This is a genomic window from Flavobacterium sp. HJ-32-4 (assembly GCF_022532105.1).
Classification (GTDB): Bacteria; Bacteroidota; Bacteroidia; order Flavobacteriales; family Flavobacteriaceae; genus Flavobacterium.
This window is the reverse complement of record NZ_CP092832.1, coordinates 253,839-270,302: the sequence shown is the minus strand read 5'-3', so window position 1 is coordinate 270,302 and position 16,464 is coordinate 253,839. Positions and strand designations below refer to the sequence as shown.

The 16,464-nt window shown below is 51.4% G+C and carries 19 protein-coding genes; 13 read left to right on the top strand and 6 right to left on the bottom strand.

The genetic code is table 11. From position 1 onward, the window contains the following. The first annotated feature begins 109 nt into the window (after nt 1–109). The 3 genes from MKO97_RS01010 to tsaB are packed head-to-tail and all read left to right on the top strand — an operon-like array spanning nt 110 to nt 3,442. Nucleotides 110–1,444 carry a TolC family protein gene (locus tag MKO97_RS01010; protein WP_241104218.1) on the top strand — a complete coding sequence of 445 codons (1,335 nt, stop codon included), beginning with the start codon at nt 110–112 and terminating at the stop codon, nt 1,442–1,444. A gap of 4 nt (nt 1,445–1,448) precedes the next feature. Continuing rightward, nucleotides 1,449–2,777, top strand: a complete 1,329-nt coding sequence (locus MKO97_RS01005) for an efflux RND transporter periplasmic adaptor subunit (protein ID WP_241104217.1) — start codon at nt 1,449–1,451, stop codon at nt 2,775–2,777. Then, nucleotides 2,777–3,442, top strand: a complete 666-nt coding sequence (gene tsaB / locus MKO97_RS01000; RefSeq protein ID WP_241104216.1) for a tRNA (adenosine(37)-N6)-threonylcarbamoyltransferase complex dimerization subunit type 1 TsaB — start codon at nt 2,777–2,779, stop codon at nt 3,440–3,442. The genes MKO97_RS01005 and tsaB overlap by 1 nt, the downstream gene beginning before the upstream one ends. Here tsaB and MKO97_RS00995 read toward each other — a convergent pair whose 3' ends face one another. The 6 genes from MKO97_RS00995 to MKO97_RS00970 form a co-directional block, all read right to left on the bottom strand. Beyond that, complete coding sequence (locus MKO97_RS00995) at nt 3,443–3,802, bottom strand: nuclear transport factor 2 family protein (RefSeq protein WP_241104215.1); 360 nt, start codon at nt 3,800–3,802, stop codon at nt 3,443–3,445. Between the two features lie 2 nt (nt 3,803–3,804). Beyond that, the gene (locus MKO97_RS00990) at nt 3,805–4,638 is read right to left on the bottom strand and encodes a pseudouridine synthase (RefSeq protein WP_241104214.1); all 834 of its coding nucleotides are present in this window, start codon (nt 4,636–4,638) and stop codon (nt 3,805–3,807) included. Between the two features lie 54 nt (nt 4,639–4,692). After that, nucleotides 4,693–5,607 carry a geranylgeranylglycerol-phosphate geranylgeranyltransferase gene (locus MKO97_RS00985; protein ID WP_241104213.1) on the bottom strand — a complete coding sequence of 305 codons (915 nt, stop codon included), beginning with the start codon at nt 5,605–5,607 and terminating at the stop codon, nt 4,693–4,695. Between the two features lie 20 nt (nt 5,608–5,627). After that, entirely contained in the window at nt 5,628–6,566 is a 939-nt protein-coding gene (locus MKO97_RS00980; protein WP_241104212.1) for a mevalonate kinase, read from the bottom strand. A gap of 64 nt (nt 6,567–6,630) precedes the next feature. Further along, complete coding sequence (locus tag MKO97_RS00975) at nt 6,631–6,993, bottom strand: four helix bundle protein (protein ID WP_241104211.1); 363 nt, start codon at nt 6,991–6,993, stop codon at nt 6,631–6,633. Between the two features lie 74 nt (nt 6,994–7,067). After that, complete coding sequence (locus MKO97_RS00970) at nt 7,068–8,147, bottom strand: diphosphomevalonate/mevalonate 3,5-bisphosphate decarboxylase family protein (protein WP_241104210.1); 1,080 nt, start codon at nt 8,145–8,147, stop codon at nt 7,068–7,070. 61 nt (nt 8,148–8,208) lie between these two features. Between MKO97_RS00970 and MKO97_RS00965 the strand changes: the two genes are divergently transcribed. The 10 genes from MKO97_RS00965 to MKO97_RS00920 all read left to right on the top strand — a co-directional run bounded on the left by MKO97_RS00965 (nt 8,209) and on the right by MKO97_RS00920 (nt 16,463). Beyond that, nucleotides 8,209–8,712, top strand: coding sequence for a TspO/MBR family protein (locus MKO97_RS00965; RefSeq protein ID WP_241104209.1), 504 nt, complete (start codon nt 8,209–8,211; stop codon nt 8,710–8,712). Nucleotides 8,713–8,842: 130 nt separating this feature from the next. Then, on the top strand, nt 8,843–9,208 hold the full coding sequence (locus MKO97_RS00960; protein ID WP_241104208.1) for an NADH-quinone oxidoreductase subunit A: 366 nt from the start codon (nt 8,843–8,845) through the stop codon (nt 9,206–9,208). 88 nt (nt 9,209–9,296) lie between these two features. Next, a complete protein-coding gene (locus tag MKO97_RS00955; RefSeq protein ID WP_241104207.1) occupies nt 9,297–9,845 on the top strand; it encodes an NADH-quinone oxidoreductase subunit B in 549 nt (182 codons plus the stop codon). Continuing rightward, nucleotides 9,845–10,363, top strand: a complete 519-nt coding sequence (locus MKO97_RS00950) for an NADH-quinone oxidoreductase subunit C (protein ID WP_241104206.1) — start codon at nt 9,845–9,847, stop codon at nt 10,361–10,363. The genes MKO97_RS00955 and MKO97_RS00950 overlap by 1 nt, the downstream gene beginning before the upstream one ends. A gap of 3 nt (nt 10,364–10,366) precedes the next feature. Continuing rightward, entirely contained in the window at nt 10,367–11,605 is a 1,239-nt protein-coding gene (locus MKO97_RS00945) for an NADH-quinone oxidoreductase subunit D (RefSeq protein ID WP_241104205.1), read from the top strand. A 67-nt stretch (nt 11,606–11,672) separates the two neighbouring features. Further along, entirely contained in the window at nt 11,673–12,206 is a 534-nt protein-coding gene (nuoE, locus tag MKO97_RS00940) for an NAD(P)H-dependent oxidoreductase subunit E (RefSeq protein WP_241104204.1), read from the top strand. Beyond that, a complete protein-coding gene (gene nuoF, locus MKO97_RS00935; protein WP_241104203.1) occupies nt 12,203–13,570 on the top strand; it encodes an NADH-quinone oxidoreductase subunit NuoF in 1,368 nt (455 codons plus the stop codon). Before nuoE ends, nuoF begins: the two co-directional genes overlap by 4 nt. Before the next feature lie 85 nt (nt 13,571–13,655). Beyond that, nucleotides 13,656–14,699, top strand: coding sequence for a 2Fe-2S iron-sulfur cluster-binding protein (locus MKO97_RS00930; protein WP_241104202.1), 1,044 nt, complete (start codon nt 13,656–13,658; stop codon nt 14,697–14,699). A gap of 2 nt (nt 14,700–14,701) precedes the next feature. After that, nucleotides 14,702–15,736 carry an NADH-quinone oxidoreductase subunit NuoH gene (gene nuoH, locus MKO97_RS00925; protein WP_241104201.1) on the top strand — a complete coding sequence of 345 codons (1,035 nt, stop codon included), beginning with the start codon at nt 14,702–14,704 and terminating at the stop codon, nt 15,734–15,736. A gap of 190 nt (nt 15,737–15,926) precedes the next feature. Beyond that, the gene (locus tag MKO97_RS00920) at nt 15,927–16,463 is read left to right on the top strand and encodes an NADH-quinone oxidoreductase subunit I (protein ID WP_241104200.1); all 537 of its coding nucleotides are present in this window, start codon (nt 15,927–15,929) and stop codon (nt 16,461–16,463) included. Nucleotide 16,464: the final 1 nt, after the last annotated feature.

Here is a 16,464-nt window from a genome sequence, read left to right as displayed (position 1 = left end):
CAAATTCACGCCTTGGGTGTAACGCGGCGTACCTCCGGCTTACTAATTGGCCGAACCATTGGAGCATGAACGCGAAAAACCGTACTTTTGTGGCTCCTGACGATTTCCTATGAAAGTAAAAGCCTTGTCGCTGCTGCTGAGTATCGTCGCCCTGCAGGGCGTCTTCGCCCAGCAAAAAAAGTGGACGCTCCGCGAATGTGTGGAATACGCCCGCGAGCATAACATTTCGATTCTCCAAAGTACGCTTGATGCCCAGGATGCGGCCATCGACCGAAAAGACGCAATCGGCAACTTCCTGCCCGATGCGAACCTGTCGGCCAGTCATACGTGGAGTATCGGTCTGAACCAGAACATCACCACAGGTTTGCTGCAGAACCAGACCACGCAGTATACATCCGCGGGCATCAGTTCGAATGTGGATATCTACAAAGGACTGCAGAACCTGAACCGCCTGTACCGTGCCCGCCTGAACGGTGTGGCCGCGCAATATAAGCTGTCGAAGATGCAGGACGATGTGTCGCTGAATGTGGCAAATGCCTACCTCCAAATCGTATTCAACCGGGAAACCCTTAAAGTGCGTAACGCGCAGTTGCAAAACGATGAGAAACAGGCAGCGCGCACGGAGGAGTTGGTAAAAGCGGGCTCCATTCCACGGGGCGACCTGTTGGATATGCAGGCGACCGTGGCAACCGACAGACAACAGGTATTGATTGCAGAGAACACCTTGCTCTTATCACGCCTGAGCCTGGCGCAGTTGCTACAGCTCGACGATTTTCAATCGTTTGACATCGAAGACCGGGATTATGCGGTCGTCGAAAGTCCGACCATGCTGCAAACACCCCAGGCGATCTTCGATAAAGCACGCCAGGAGCGCGTCGAAATCAAGATTGCCCGTACGAACCTCGAAATCGCCGAGCGTGATATGAAAATTGCAAAAGGCGGACTGCAACCGCAACTGTCGGGCTTTTACAGTTTTGATACCCGGGCGGTATGGCTGCAGGATTTTCCGAACCCCGCGTTATTTAACCAGTTCAGTGACAACAAAGGACACAACTTCGGTCTTCGTTTGATTGTGCCGGTACTCAACGGTTTCTCAGCCAAGAACAACGTCGAGCGCAGTAAGATCAACCGCGAGCGTTTCAAAGTGGCCTATGAACAGGCGGAACTCGACCTGGAGCGCAACGTGTATACGGCTTTTACCGATGCAAAAGGCGCCCTCAATTCTTATGAAGCGGCGGTAGCGGCACTCGAAGCCCGCACCGAAGCCTACAATTATGCCAAAGAGAAATTCAACGTTGGCCTGATGAACGCATTCGAGCTCAACCAGGCCCAAACGCTGTATACCAATGCGCAGTCAGAGGTATTGCGCACCAAGTTCGATTATATTTTCCGCGTGAAGGTCGTCGAGTTCTACTTCGGCATTCCCATCATGAACCAAAACTAATATCATGTCTAAGAAAACGCTTTACATCCTCCTCGGTTCGGTTGTCGCTCTCATTGTTCTTTTGGTGATTCTGTCTAAGTCAGGTGTCATCGGTAATCATGATACCGGCAAAGAAGTCGAGACGGCGCTGGCCAACGAGATGACCATCATTGAAACGGTTTCAGCCACGGGTAAAATCCAGCCGGAAATCGAGGTGAAAATATCATCCGAAGTATCGGGTGAGATCATCGCCCTTCCTATCAAAGAAGGACAACTCGTAAAAAAGGGTGATTTGTTGGTGAAGATCAACCCCGATTTGTATACATCCGGACTCAACCGTACCATCGCCGGACTTTCCCAAACCAAAGCAGGCATGAACCAGGCCGATGCGCAGTATCGGGAAGCAAAGGCGAATTACGATCGAAACAAAGTCCTGTTTGACAAAGGAATTATTTCAAAAGCCGAATGGGACCGCACCGTGTCGTCTTATGAAGTGGCCCAGGCCAACAAACAGTCGGCGTACTATAATGTGCAGAGTGCATCGGCAACGGTAAACGAAGCCCGTGATAACCTCGGACGGACGACGATTTATGCCCCTGCCGACGGTACCATCTCGTCATTGGGCGTCGAGTTGGGCGAGCGTGTGCTGGGTACACAACAGATGACCGGTACCGAACTGTTGCGCGTCGCCAACCTCAATAACATGGAGGTAGAAGTCGACGTCAATGAAAATGATATTGTAAAAGTAGCCGTAGGCGATTCCGCAAATGTGGAAGTCGATGCGTTTCCCAAAAAAGAATTCAAAGGACTCGTGACGAGTATCTCCAACTCGGCCAACGCAAACCTTACGGCCGACCAGGTAACGAACTTCAAAGTGAAAGTCCGCATCCTGAAAGAATCGTATCAGGATTTGTTGGAAGGGAAGCCATCAACGTACTCACCGTTCCGACCAGGCATGACGGCTACGGTTGACATCATTACAAAACGTAAAGTAGGGATCATCGGTGTTCCGATCAGTGCCGTTGTGATGAAGTCGGATACCACATCGGGTAGTCGCGAACGTCGTGCCGCTCCCGCAGCGGGCGAGGCGGGCGAAGGAAATGCCGCACCGAAGGTCGACAAGAAAATGGAATGCGTGTTTGTTAAGGCGGGTAAGAAAGCGAAACTTCGCGTCATCCGCACAGGTATACAGGACGATACGAACATTGAAGTCGTATCCGGACTTAAGAAAGGCGATACCGTCATCACGGGCCCGTATACCACTGTCAGCAAAGAACTCAATCCGGGTGATGTGGTGCGCATAAAAGGCGACTCAAAGGACAAAGACAAAAAAGATACGGCTAAGAAGGACTAATGGCCCTGATCCTCAATCTGGAAACTGCCACGAAGAACTGCTCGGTTGCGTTGGCGCGCGACGGAGTGCTGGTAGCCCTTCGGGAAGTCGCCGATGCCGGTTACGCCCATGCCGAGCGCCTTCACGTTTTTATCGAAGAATGTCTTGCCGAGGCGGAAGCCGCTTTTTCAGATCTTGATGCAATTGCGGTAAGTGAAGGGCCGGGTTCCTACACAGGACTTCGAATCGGGGTGTCGGCTGCCAAAGGACTCTGCTATGCCTTGGGAAAACCATTGATCGCGGTTCCGACGCTGGAAGTCCTCGCACGAGCCGCTAACACCCAGACAGGAACAATTGTAGCCATGCTCGATGCGCGGCGTATGGAAGCCTACACCGCCGTTTTTTCGGCAGACGGAACACAACTTCGTGAGACGCAGCCCGAAATACTGACGCCCACCTCATTTGCAGACTTGCCCGCACCGATTTGGTTGATAGGTGATGCACAGGCGAAGTTTCGGGAGCTGGCGCCGGAAGCCGATTTCCAGTTTTGCGAGGCAATCCTGTATCCATCGGCTACGAATATGGTAAAGGCGTCCTTTGCGCGTTACCAAAACCGGGAGTGGGTAGATGTTGCGTATTTTGAGCCGGTTTACCTCAAAGAATTTTTCCTTCCCGGTAAATCCTGATTACCCGTGATACACCCTCGAGTAGACGATTTTTCCGTCTATGATGTCATACGCTTCCGCAACAAGTAGTACTTCTTCTCCAGGCACAATTCGCTCGTATTCCAGAAATACGCGCTCGTCATTCGCGGTAACGGAAGTGCCGTGGTAGCGTAAGTCAGGCATCCGCTCGAAAGCGTCCTTCCACCACGTACGCAATGCCGGTTTGCCGATGATGAGTCCTTGCGTTTCCGGCTGGCGGATTTTCAATTTCGGACTGTAATGACGGGCTTCGTCATCATACAATGCCAGTAATTTCTCCAAGTCCTGTTCGTTGAACGCGTCAAGCCAGGCTTTTCCTATCGCGGCGTGCTCCAGAGACATGATCAGGCATTTTTCAGGTTGATGATTTCCTGTTCGGTCAGGAACCGCCAGTTGCCACGCGGAAGGTTTTTCTTCGTCAGCCCGGCAAATGATACCCGGTCAATTCGCAGTACATCGTACCCGAGGTGTTCAAAAACCCGACGTACAATTTTGACATTGGCCGTGCGGAGCCGTAAGCCTACCTCGGTTTTAGGTTCCTTTTCGATATAAGAGGCCTCTTCCACAAAGACCTTGTGTTCGTCTATGAACGGGCCAGCCTGTAGTTTTTCCAAGTCCTCGAATTTCAGGTTTTTGTCAAGCGACACCTGATAGATTTTCGAAGAACGTTGTTTGGGCGCCGCGAATTTCGCCACCATGTCACTGTCATTCGTCAACAATAGCAGCCCCGTCATATTGCGGTCCATTTTTCCCACCGGAGTCAGCAGGCCGTTGTAGGCCTGTCGCACCAACTGTTGTACGCTTCGATCGGCACTCTCGTCTTTTGAAGTCGAGAAATTCTTGGGCTTGTTGAGAAGCACGTACACTTTCTTTTCCGGGCTAAGGTCTTTTCCGTCGAAGTTCACGACGTCACCCGGTTTTACTTTGTATCCCATCTCCGTCACCGGTACGCCGTTTACACGTACGCTTCCGGATTGGATGTAGATATCGGCTTCGCGTCGCGAGCACATACCTGAATTGGCAATGTATTTATTGAGACGGATGTCGTCACTTTTGGGTGCGGCTTTGACCGGAGCCTCTTTTCGAGGTGCTGCCGCACGTTTCTGCATGGGCGGTTTTCGGGTGGGTTTATCGGTGCCCGGCTTGCGGGTCGGGCGCTTGCCTTCTCGTTTGTCCATTTGGAGGAATTTCGGCAAAGATACGCAGTAAAACCCGGATGCGCTAACGGGCGGTCAGTCAAGCATCTCGCGGGCGTGCAAAACCGTAGACGGATCAATCAGTACAATCGAAAAAACGCCCGCTACGATAAGGCCCTTCAACAGGTTGTGCAAGAGGTTGAACTGCCGTTTGCTCGTGGCCCGCCATAGCACCAGAAGAAAGATGACAAGAGTGGTCAGGGCACAGTAAAGATACAAATCCATGTATCCCACGTCGTATACATCGGTCAACGCATACACCGGAAGTACGGTCAGCAACACCAACAGCGTGATGATCCGCTTCGACATCGCCTCTCCAAATCGCACCGGTATGGTTTCATAACCATTAGCAAGGTCTCCCGTCAGGTTTTCAAGGTCTTTCACCATTTCCCGTATCAGTAAAAGCAGGAAAAGGAATACCGCATGTATGAAAATGACGTGGTAAAAGTTCTTGTAATACATCAGGATGGCGAAGAAGGGCAGGATGGCCAGAAACGCCGCCATGAGGTTGCCGATCAACGGGAATCGTTTGATTTTATGCGAATAAAACCAGATCAGGAAGATGTAAAATGAGAAAAAGACGATGGCCCGCCAGGAAACCATGGATGCCAACACGCATGAGAGCAGGTTCAGGCTGAAATAGACATGCAGTTTGGTGCGTTGGCTGACCAGCCGGTCGAGCATCGATTTATGGGGACGGTTGATGAGGTCTTTTCGACTGTCGTAAAAGTTGTTGATGATGTAGCCGGATGCAATCGTCAGCGTCGTCGAAAGTACCAGTACAAAGAGTTTGCCGTCAAGCAAGATATGCAACGCCCGGCGTTCGTGTGCAAAAATAAAGATGGCCGACAGGTACTGCGCCAGCGCGATGATAGGGATATTGTATCCGCGGACGACGGAAAACAGGCTGACGATCTTCATCAGCAACAGTTTATGTTTCCGGCTTAGCATCCAGGTTCGACGCGGGTGCGTCAGAATTGGTAAACGACGTCCAGTTTGTAGTCTTTGAGGGCGGCTTTGGCACGATCGATATCATGCGTGAAGCCCAAAATATAGCCACCTCCGCCGGATCCGCAAAGTTTCAGGTAATAGTCGTTGGTCTCGATACCCTTCTGCCATACGCCGTGGAATTGCTCCGGAATCATCGGTTTGAAGTGCTGCAACACGACTTTTGAAAGCTCTTTGGTATTCGTCAGCAAAGACGACACCTCGCCGTGCAGAAAATTGTCGATGCAGGCGTCTGAATATTTGATGAATTGTTCTTTCACCATCGTGCGGAATCCTTTGTCTTTCAGGCTTTCCATGAAGATTTGGACCATCGGGGCGGTTTCTTTCGCGATGCCGGAATCCAAAAGGAAGACGGCCGCTTTTCCTTCCACGCGTTGGGCTGGAATACCGGTGGCTTCGATGTTATCGCTTGAATTGATAAGGATCGGAATGCTGAGGTAGGAATTGAGCGGGTCGAGTCCGGAACTTTTCCCATGGAAAAACGATTCCATTGCCGCCAGGATTTCCTTCAGCTTTAGGAGCTTTTCACGGGTTAGGTTTTCCAATACCGTGATCTTGTCGTTCGCGTAACGGTCATAAATCGCCGCTACCAGCGCACCACTTGAACCGACGCCGTATCCTTGCGGGATGCTGGAGTCGAAATACATCCCGGTTTCGAGATCCGTTTTCAACGCTTCGATATCGAAGGTGACCAACTCCGGACGTTCCGCCTGTAATTGTTCCAAATGGACGGCAAACCGGCGAAGGCTTTCGTTTGATTTCTTCGCTTCCGGCGAATTGACGTGATCGGCTTTCAACGCGCCTTTCAGGAAATTATACGGAATCGACAACCCTTTCGAGCCTTTGTTGATGGCGTGCTCGCCGAAAAGGAGGATTTTGGAGTAGAAAAGGGGACCCTTCATTTGAATTAACGATTAACAATGTACGATTAACAATGTAGGATTACGTTGTATAATTGACAGTGTGTTACTTTATAGACGCTATTGCTTCTTTGGATGAACGTATAATTCGAATCAAAAGACGGAGTAGCTCTTTTACTTTGCGTTTACTCTCTTCCAGGCTGTAGCCCGATGACACGCTTGTTCGTTCGAGTAATTCCAGCCAATACTCCGTTTCATTCGCTTCTTTGAGTGCAATTGACATTTTGTTGATGAAATCCGCTTTACTTACGGCATATTCGGCCTCCCGGATTTTTGCGCCAATTGAAGTACCCGACCTCAATAGTTGTCTGGATAAGACAAACTCTTTTTGTGAAATAAGGAATTCATACAAGGCAATGATATCAACAGCAAAGTCAAACGACTTCTCTCGTACTAAATTCGGCTTCATACTAAAACGGGTTGGCATATATATTTGAAGTTAACGGTAGACCCCATTGTTAATTGTACATCGTTACTTGTACATCACAGCGGTTTCATCCCGTCACCAACTTCATCACAAATATACTGCCCCTTTTCACAATACGCAACCAATTCGCCTGTAATCAGTTGCAAAACCGCTTTGCGAACGTTTTCGGGGTATAAAACATGGACATTCGCGCCGGCGTCAAGCGTGAAACAAACCGGAATACCCGTCTCGCGGCGGAACGACCAAATGCGGTCGAGAATGGCCAGCGTGTTCGGTTTCATGAGGATGAAGTAGGGCATAGAGGTCATCATCATCGCATGCAACGTCAGGGCCTCGCTTTCGGTAATGGCGATGAACTTATCCAGGTCACCCGTTTCCAGCGCTTTTAGCAGTTCCGACAGGTTCTCATGTGCCTGTTGGAAACGGCGTTCGGCATACGGATGTCCGTGCATGAGGTTGTGTCCGGCCGTACTCGAAACCGTCTTTTCTCCTTTATCGACCAACAGGATGGTGTCCTGGTAATTTTTAAAAACCGGATGCAGTTCGAAAGGCAATGTCACCCCAAACAAATCCGAACTCCCAGGCACATCGGCATGCCGACCCCACACCACCGGATTGCCATACAGGCTGCGGCAGGCGCTTCCCGAACCCAGCCGGGCCAGGAAGGAGGCCTTGGTGCGGAAATACGCTTCGTTAACGTCCGGATACAATTGTTGTTCCAATGCCATAAGGCAAGCCGACAACGCCGCCATCCCTGAGGCCGATGAGGCGATTCCGGAACTGTGCGGAAACGTGTTTTCTGTATGGATGGCCAGGTGGTAGTCGTTCAGGAAGGGCTGGTAGGGCAGGATGCGTTCCAGGAAGGTCTGGATCTTGGGGCGGAAGCTGTCTTTCGGCTTCCCTTCGAAAAACAGGTCAAATGACACGGTTCCCAATGCCTGCTTATGGAACTCCAACCAAGTCCGTGTTTGGCAATGCTGCAACGTAAAACTGATCGACGGATTGGCCGGTAATTGCCCCGATGTCTTGCCCCAATACTTCACCAGGGCGATGTTACTGGGGGCACTGTAACCCACTTTTCCTGTTTCGAGGACATTTGGTGAACCGGAAGGAAGGAAATCGTCGGTGTGCGTCATGGTCAATTTTACGGGCAAAGATACGTTTTTGGCGAAAACTTGACGGCCAAACCCTGTCGGAATGCGTATCTTTAGGGCAAAAATCACCATGAACCGATACGTCAAGATCGTACTTTTCGTTGCCACTTGCCTCGCCGTGGGGTTTGTCTCCGGACTCGCCACGAGGGAGGGTGTCACGACCTGGTATGCCACCATCGAAAAACCGTCATTCAATCCGCCCAACTGGGTTTTTGCGCCCGTGTGGACGCTGTTGTACGTCATGATGGGTGTCGCTGCTGGCCGGGTGTGGGGGCGTAGCGAAGCCGAACCGTCGGAGGTGCGCCGGGCACTTTGGTTCTTCTGGATACAACTGGCGCTGAACGCCCTTTGGTCGGTGCTCTTTTTCGTGCTTTGGAACCCGCTCCTGGCCTTGGTAGAACTGGTGTTGCTATGGCTGATGATCTACGAAACATGGCACAAATTCCGGGCGCTCGATCGCGTCGCCGGATGGCTTTTGGTACCGTATTTGGCATGGGTAAGTTTTGCAGGGGTTCTGAACGCTTCCGTTTGGTGGCTGAACCGCTAGCAAACGCCCATTTTTACAAGTGTTTAACGGCTTATTTATAATCGTTAAAAATTACTTTTATCACCCCTGCCTGCGTTGTGTTTTCGCTAAGGGGCTTTTATCTTTGTGCAAATTTTAGTTTAGGTGACTTATGTCCAATAACCAATTCGATTACCTACCCATCCTCATGCAAATGGGGCTCGCCGTCAGCTTTGTGGCGGTCACCATTTTCATCTCCGGATTGTTGGGCCCGAGCCGCAAGTCAAAGAATAAGGACAAGAACTTCGAATGTGGTATCGAGTCGGTCGGAAACGCCCGGATTCCTTTTGCGGTGAAATATTTCCTTGTCGCCATCCTCTTTGTGCTTTTCGACGTCGAAGTCATCTTTATGTATCCGTGGGCGGTCAATTTCCGCGATATGGGGATGGATGGCATTTATAAAATGGGCATTTTCCTTGCGCTTCTCGTAGTAGGTTTCTACTACGTGATCAAGAAGAAAGGCCTTGAGTGGGAATAAGTTGTGTGATAGGATGCTATATTTTGAATGACAACGAACCAATCGGACACACATTCAAGATTCAAATTTCAAAATCCAGGTTTCAAAAATGAGCGATTCCAAGATAAACCAAGTTGCCGCTCCCGAAGGATATGCAGGGGAGGGTTTCTTTGCGACGAAGCTGAGTGATGTAGTCGGACTCGCGCGCGCCAATTCCCTTTGGCCGCTGCCGTTTGCTACGTCTTGCTGCGGTATTGAATTCATGGCGACGATGGCCTCGCACTACGATGTGGCGCGTTTTGGGTCGGAACGGATGAGTTTCTCGCCGCGCCAGGCCGACATGCTACTCGTGATGGGCACCATCGCCAAGAAAATGGCGCCGATCCTCCGTCAGGTATACGAACAGATGGCCGAACCAAAATGGGTGATTTCCGTAGGGGCCTGTGCCTGCTCGGGTGGTATTTTCGATACCTATTCGGTCTTACAGGGAATCGACAAAGTCATTCCGGTAGACGTTTACGTTCCGGGATGTCCGCCGCGTCCGGAACAGATCCTCGACGGTATCATGCAATTGCAGGAACTGGTCAAGAACGAATCCGTACGCCGTCGCAGTTCACCGGAATACCAGGAACTCCTCGCATCCTATAACATCAAGTAATGGCACTGGAAAACTCCGTCATACAAACGAAACTCGTCGATACATTCGACCACCTCGTTTCCGATTTTGTACAGATTCACGACATCCTGACCTTTCACGTCGACTCCGACGCCATTCTACAGGTCATGCAGTTTCTGCGGGATGATGAAACGCTCCGTTTCAACTTCCTCACCGATCTCTGCGGGATGCACCTTCCGGATGCAGACGTCGACAAACGGTTTGCCGTGGTCTACCACATGCACAACTGGATCGACAACAAACGCATCCGCATCAAATGCTTCCTGGGCGAAGAACCGGAAATCGATTCGGTGACGCCGCTGTTCCTCAGCGCCAACTGGCAGGAGCGTGAGACCTATGATTTTTACGGGATTATCTTTAAAGGACACCCGCAACTGAAACGGATTTTGAATATGGACGAGATGGTGTCGTTCCCCTTGCGGAAGGAATTCCCGATGGAAGACGGCGGACGCACCGATAAAGATGACCGTTTCTTCGGAAGGACGGTCGATAACTGTTAAGCTATGGCATCAGATCTTCTTTTACCACCGGAAATCCGCTTCCAGGGCATCATCGACAAACACAAGAACGATGACGGAAGCGAACTCGCCATCCTGAACCTGGGGCCTACACACCCTGCGACCCACGGTATTTTCCAAAACATCCTCCTGATGGACGGTGAACGGATCATCGAAGGGGAAGGAACGGTAGGCTACATCCACCGGGCTTTTGAGAAAATCGCTGAAAACCGTCCGTTTTATCAAATCAATACGCTGACCGACCGGATGAACTATTGTTCGTCGCCCATCAACAACATGGGATGGTGGATGACGGTCGAGAAAGCGCTGAACATTGAAGTGCCGAAGCGTGTGCAGTACCTCCGCGTCATCGTGATGGAACTGGCCCGCATCGCTGACCATATCATCTGTAACTCGGTGTTGGGCGTCGATACCGGAGCCCTTACCGGCTTCCTCTATGTCTTCCAATACCGCGAGAAGATTTACGAGATTTACGAAGAGATCTGTGGCGCCCGTCTGACTACCAACATGGGTCGTATCGGCGGTTTTGAAAGGGATTGGAGTCCGGAAGCATTCCGCAAACTCAATGTATTCCTCGAGGAATTCCCGAAAATATGGGGCGAGTTCGAATCGCTGTTGGTTCGTAACCGGATCTTCATGGACCGTACGATCAACGCCGGCAGCATTACGGCAGAGAAGGCCATGAGCTACGGCTTTACCGGTCCGAACCTGCGTGCCGCGGGAATCGATTACGATATCCGGGTAGCACAGCCATACTCCTCCTACGAAGATTTCGATTTTGAAATTCCGGTTGGGAAATCAGGCGATACCTATGACCGTTTCTGCGTGCGCAATGCAGAGGTTTGGGAATCATTGAAAATCATCCGCCAGGCACTCGACAAAATGCCAGAAGGGCCGTTCCATGCGGATGTTCCGGATTATTACCTGCCGCCAAAAGAAGACGTATACAACACCATGGAAGGCCTCATCTACCACTTCAAGATCGTGATGGGTGAGATTCCGGTGCCGGTTACCGAAGTGTACCATGCGGTGGAAGGCGGAAACGGCGAATTGGGCTTTTACCTCGTCACGGACGGAAGCCGCACGCCATTCCGACTGCATTTCCGCCGCCCGTGCTTCATTTATTACCAGGCGTTCAATGAAATGGTGAAAGGTGAGATGCTCTCCGATGCCATCGCGACTTTGTCGTCGTTGAACGTGATTGCGGGAGAATTAGACGCATAGAAGTGTTGGGTTTTGGGTGTTGGTTTCCGCACTCAAAATGCAAAACTCAAAATTTAAAATAGAGAAAATGGAGAGGGTCCATTACACACAAAATATCAACATCACGCCCGAGCTTTTGGCCCGGATCGAGGAGTTGTGCAGCCATTATCCGGCCGACAAACGAAAATCGGCCTTGTTGCCCGTACTGCACGAAGTACAGGATGCACACGATAACTGGCTGAGCATCGAACTTCAGGATAAAGTCGCGGAGATCATGGGTATCAAGCCGATCGAAGTGTACGAAGTGGTGACGTTTTACACGATGTATAACACCAAGCCTATCGGCAAATTCATGTTTGAGTTTTGCCAGACATCGCCGTGCTGCCTGAATGGTGTGGAAAACCTGATGGATTATACCTGCGAGAAACTCGGTGTAAACGTTGGCGAGACCACGCCAGATGGATTGTTTACCGTAAAAGGTGTCGAATGCCTCGGTGCATGTGGCTACGCGCCGATGATGCAGTTGGGTGATTTCTACCAGGAACACCTGACGAAAGAGAAAGTAGACCAGTTGATCGACGACTGCAAAGCCGGAAAAATCACTTTACACGATAAAGGATGAGCCGTAAGATATTATTAGACAAAATCAACGTTCCGGGCATTAAGTCGTATGAGGTGTACCGCGCCAATGGCGGGTACGCTTCGGTAGAAAAGGCCCTGAAAACGCTGACACCCGATGAGGTGGTAGAGGAAGTGAAGACCTCAGGCCTTCGCGGACGTGGTGGCGCAGGATTCCCTGCCGGTATGAAATGGAGCTTCATCGACAAGAAGTCGGGCAAGCCACGCCATTTGGTGTGCAACGCCGATGAATCGGAGCCGGGCACGTTCAAGGATCGTTTCCTGATGGAATACATCCCGCACCTGTTGATCGAAGGGATGATCACCTCGAGCTATGCGCTGGGTGCGAACCTGTCGTATATCTACATCCGCGGGGAATATATGTGGGTGTTCAAAATCCTGGAAAAGGCCATCAACGAGGCACGCGCCGCGGGATGGTTGGGAAAAAACATCCTCGGAACCGGATACGACCTTGACCTTTACGTACACTGCGGTGCCGGCGCCTACATCTGTGGTGAAGAAACCGCATTGATCGAATCGCTGGAAGGCAAACGCGGTAATCCCCGGATTAAGCCACCGTTTCCGGCTGTTTCCGGACTTTGGGCGAACCCGACCGTGGTCAACAACGTCGAAACCATCGCCGCCGTGCCATGGATCGTGAACAACGGAGGAGCGGAGTATGCCAAAATCGGTATCGGTCGCTCAACCGGAACCAAGTTGATTTCGGCTTCCGGCCACATCAAGAACCCGGGAGTATATGAAATTGAACTTGGACTTTCAGTTGACGAGTTCATGAATTCGGATGAATATTTGGGTGGTATGAGTTCCGATCGCCCGTTGAAAGCCTTCGTTCCCGGAGGTTCTTCGGTGCCGATCCTGCCGGCCAACCTGATTTTCAAAACTGCGAATGGTGAAGACCGTTTGATGACCTACGAATCGCTTTCGGACGGTGGCTTCGCTACCGGATCGATGCTGGGTTCAGGAGGTTTCATCGTATATAACGATACGGCCTGTATCGTGCGCAACACCTGGAATTTCTCCCGTTTCTACCACCACGAAAGCTGCGGGCAATGTTCGCCTTGCCGTGAAGGTACGGGTTGGTTGGAGAAGGTACTGCACCGGATTGAAACCGGTTACGGTCGCGAGGAAGACATTGACCTCTTGTGGAGCATACAGGCGAAGATTGAAGGAAATACGATTTGTCCGCTGGGTGACGCCGCCGCATGGCCGGTAGCCGCTGCCATCCGTCACTTCCGAGATGAATTCGAATACCACGTGCGCTTCCCTGAAAAGATCAAGAACCGCGATCACTTTGTGGAAGAGCCGTTTGAAAAAGTAAAACATTTGGTGGGGAAAGCCACTGTGTAGTTGAAAGTGGAAAGTGGAAAGTCGAAAGTGTAGAAGCACAATTGACTTTCAGACTTTAGACTTCCGACTTTAGACGAATAAAGGTATGAAAGTAACAATAGACGGTCAGTCGATAGAAGTAGAGCCAGGGACCACCATCCTGCAAGCGGCCCGTATGATCGGGGGCGAAAGCGTTCCGCCGGCGATGTGCTACTATTCCAAATTGAAGGGAAGCGGTGGTAAATGCCGTTGCTGCCTCGTGGAAGTGTCGAAAGGAAGTGACGCCGACCCGCGGCCGATGCCAAAACTCGTGGCATCGTGCGTAACAGGTTGTATGGACGGCATGGAGGTGAACAGTACGGCTTCGGAGCGCGTTCAGGAAGCCCGGAAATCGGTGACGGAGTTCCTCCTCATCAACCACCCGCTGGATTGCCCGGTGTGTGACCAGGCGGGCGAGTGCGACCTGCAGAACCTGAGCTTCAAGCACGGAAAATCGCAGACGCGCTATATCGAAGAAAAAAGGACGTTCGCGCCGGAAGATATCGGCCCGAACATCCAGTTGCATATGAACCGTTGCATCCTGTGCTACCGTTGCGTGATGGTCGCTGACCAACTGACCGACGGGCGTGTGCATGGAGTTGTAGACCGCGGTGACCACTCGAACATCTCTACCTGTATCTCGAAGGCCATCACCAATGAGTTCTCCGGAAACATGATCGACGTGTGCCCGGTAGGTGCCTTGACCGACAAAACCTTCCGTTTCAAGTCGCGTGTTTGGTTCAACAAGCCGTTCAACGCACACCGCAACTGCGACAAATGCTGTGGCAAGGTGACGGTGTGGATGTTCGGTAACGAAATCCAACGGGTGACAGGCCGTAAGGACGAATACCATGAAGTGGAGGAATTCATCTGCAACGAATGCCGTTTTGACCATAAAGACGTGAAGGATTGGGTGATCGAAGGACCACGCAAATTCGAGAAAGATTCGGTCATCAATCAGAATAATTATACCCGCAAGATCGCTCCGGTGGTCATTGAAACGGAAGAAGCGATCCTGAAAGGACGTGAACAGGACCGCTTGAAGATTTCCATGGCGGCCATTCCGTTGAAGGCAGGGGAGCAGGAAGCGTTTAACGAAGGAAACGTATAGCCATGAGTGATTTCGTCATAGAAAAAGGCATTTTCATCACCGTCATCTTCGCACTTACGATGCTGATGGCGATGTATTCGACCCTCGCCGAGCGCAAAATCGCGGCCTGGTTGCAAGACCGTGTAGGCCCGAACCGGGCTGGTAAAGGAGGTATCCTGCAACCGTTGGCAGACGGACTCAAGCTGTTCTCAAAAGAAGAGTTTTTGCCGGACACCCCTAACAAGTTCCTGTTTATCATGGGGCCGGCGATTTCCATGAGTATCGCACTCATGACCTCGGCGGTGATTCCGTGGGGTACGAACTTGCAGGTGGGCGGACACACGGTGGAGTTACAGGCGACCGATATCAATGTGGCGTTGCTGTATGTCTTCGGCGTATTGTCGGTAGGCGTATATGGCATCATGATCGGGGGATGGGCGTCGAACAACAAATACTCGCTGATGAGTGCCATGCGGGCCTCGTCGCAGATGATTTCCTATGAGGTGCCAATGGGATTGGCGATCATCGGATTAATCATGATCGACGGGTCGTTAAGCCTCCGCCATATTGCTGAGAACCAGCACGGAATGAACTGGAACGTTTTCTACCAGCCGGTAGGGTTCCTGATCTTCCTGGTGTGTTCGTTCGCCGAGACCAACCGTACGCCTTTTGACCTCGCGGAATGTGAGGCCGAGCTTATCGGGGGCTACCACACCGAGTATTCGTCGATGCGGATGGGCTTCTATCTGTTCGCGGAATATGCGAGTATGTTCATCTCGTCTACGATATTGGCGGTGCTGTATTTCGGTGCGTACAACTATCCGGGCATGGACTGGGTAGCGGAGAATTGGGGTGGCAATGCCGCGAGCCTCATTGGGTTTGGGGTGTTGTTCGCCAAGATTTGTTTCTTCATCTTTTTCTATATGTGGGTGCGTTGGACCATCCCGAGGTTTCGGTATGACCAGCTCATGCGTTTGGGATGGAGGATGTTTATCCCGTTGGCTATTGCGAACATCGTGGTGACCGCCGTGGTGTTGGTATGGTACGATAAGTTGTAAGAGAGAGCGGACGGCCCTTCGTACAGAAAGACACGGAGGCCTCCTCTAGCCCCGATCGCAGCAAGGTGCCGCGCACCGCGGAGAGCGGGTCGGTCAGTTGATGAGAAGGAAGCGGTTGAAGCTTCAAAAAAAAGAAATCGAAAGGTCCCGGATGACATTCGGGATGGCAAATAGGTTTAAAACGAAAACTATGTCAATGCAGACGATGTCCCTTTCGGGACGGAAAAAAGAGGTTTCGAACAAAAAGATGTCTTTTTGGGAGAGCCTGTATCTGGTAGCGATCTTCAAGGGATTGATGATCACGATCCGGCACCTTTTCACGCGTAAAGTGACGATCAAGTTCCCCGAGCAGGTTCGGAAACGCGCCGATGTTTGGCGGGGTCGCCACATGCTGATGCGGGACGACCAGGGACGTGAGCGCTGTACGGCCTGTGGCCTGTGTGCGTTGGCGTGTCCGGCCGAGGCCATCACGATGAAGGCCGAAGAGCGCAAGCCGGGAGAGGAGATGCTGTATCGAGAAGAGAAGTATGCCTCGATCTATGAGATCAACATGCTTCGTTGTATCTTCTGTGGTTTGTGTGAGGAAGCGTGCCCGAAACAGGCCATCTACCTGACCAAATCGGGAGAACTTGTGCCAGCCGCCTACGACCGCGAGAATTTCATTTTTGGGAAAGACCAGCTGGTGATGCCGCTTGACCTTGCCATTGCCAATACTAAAACCGCCTGAT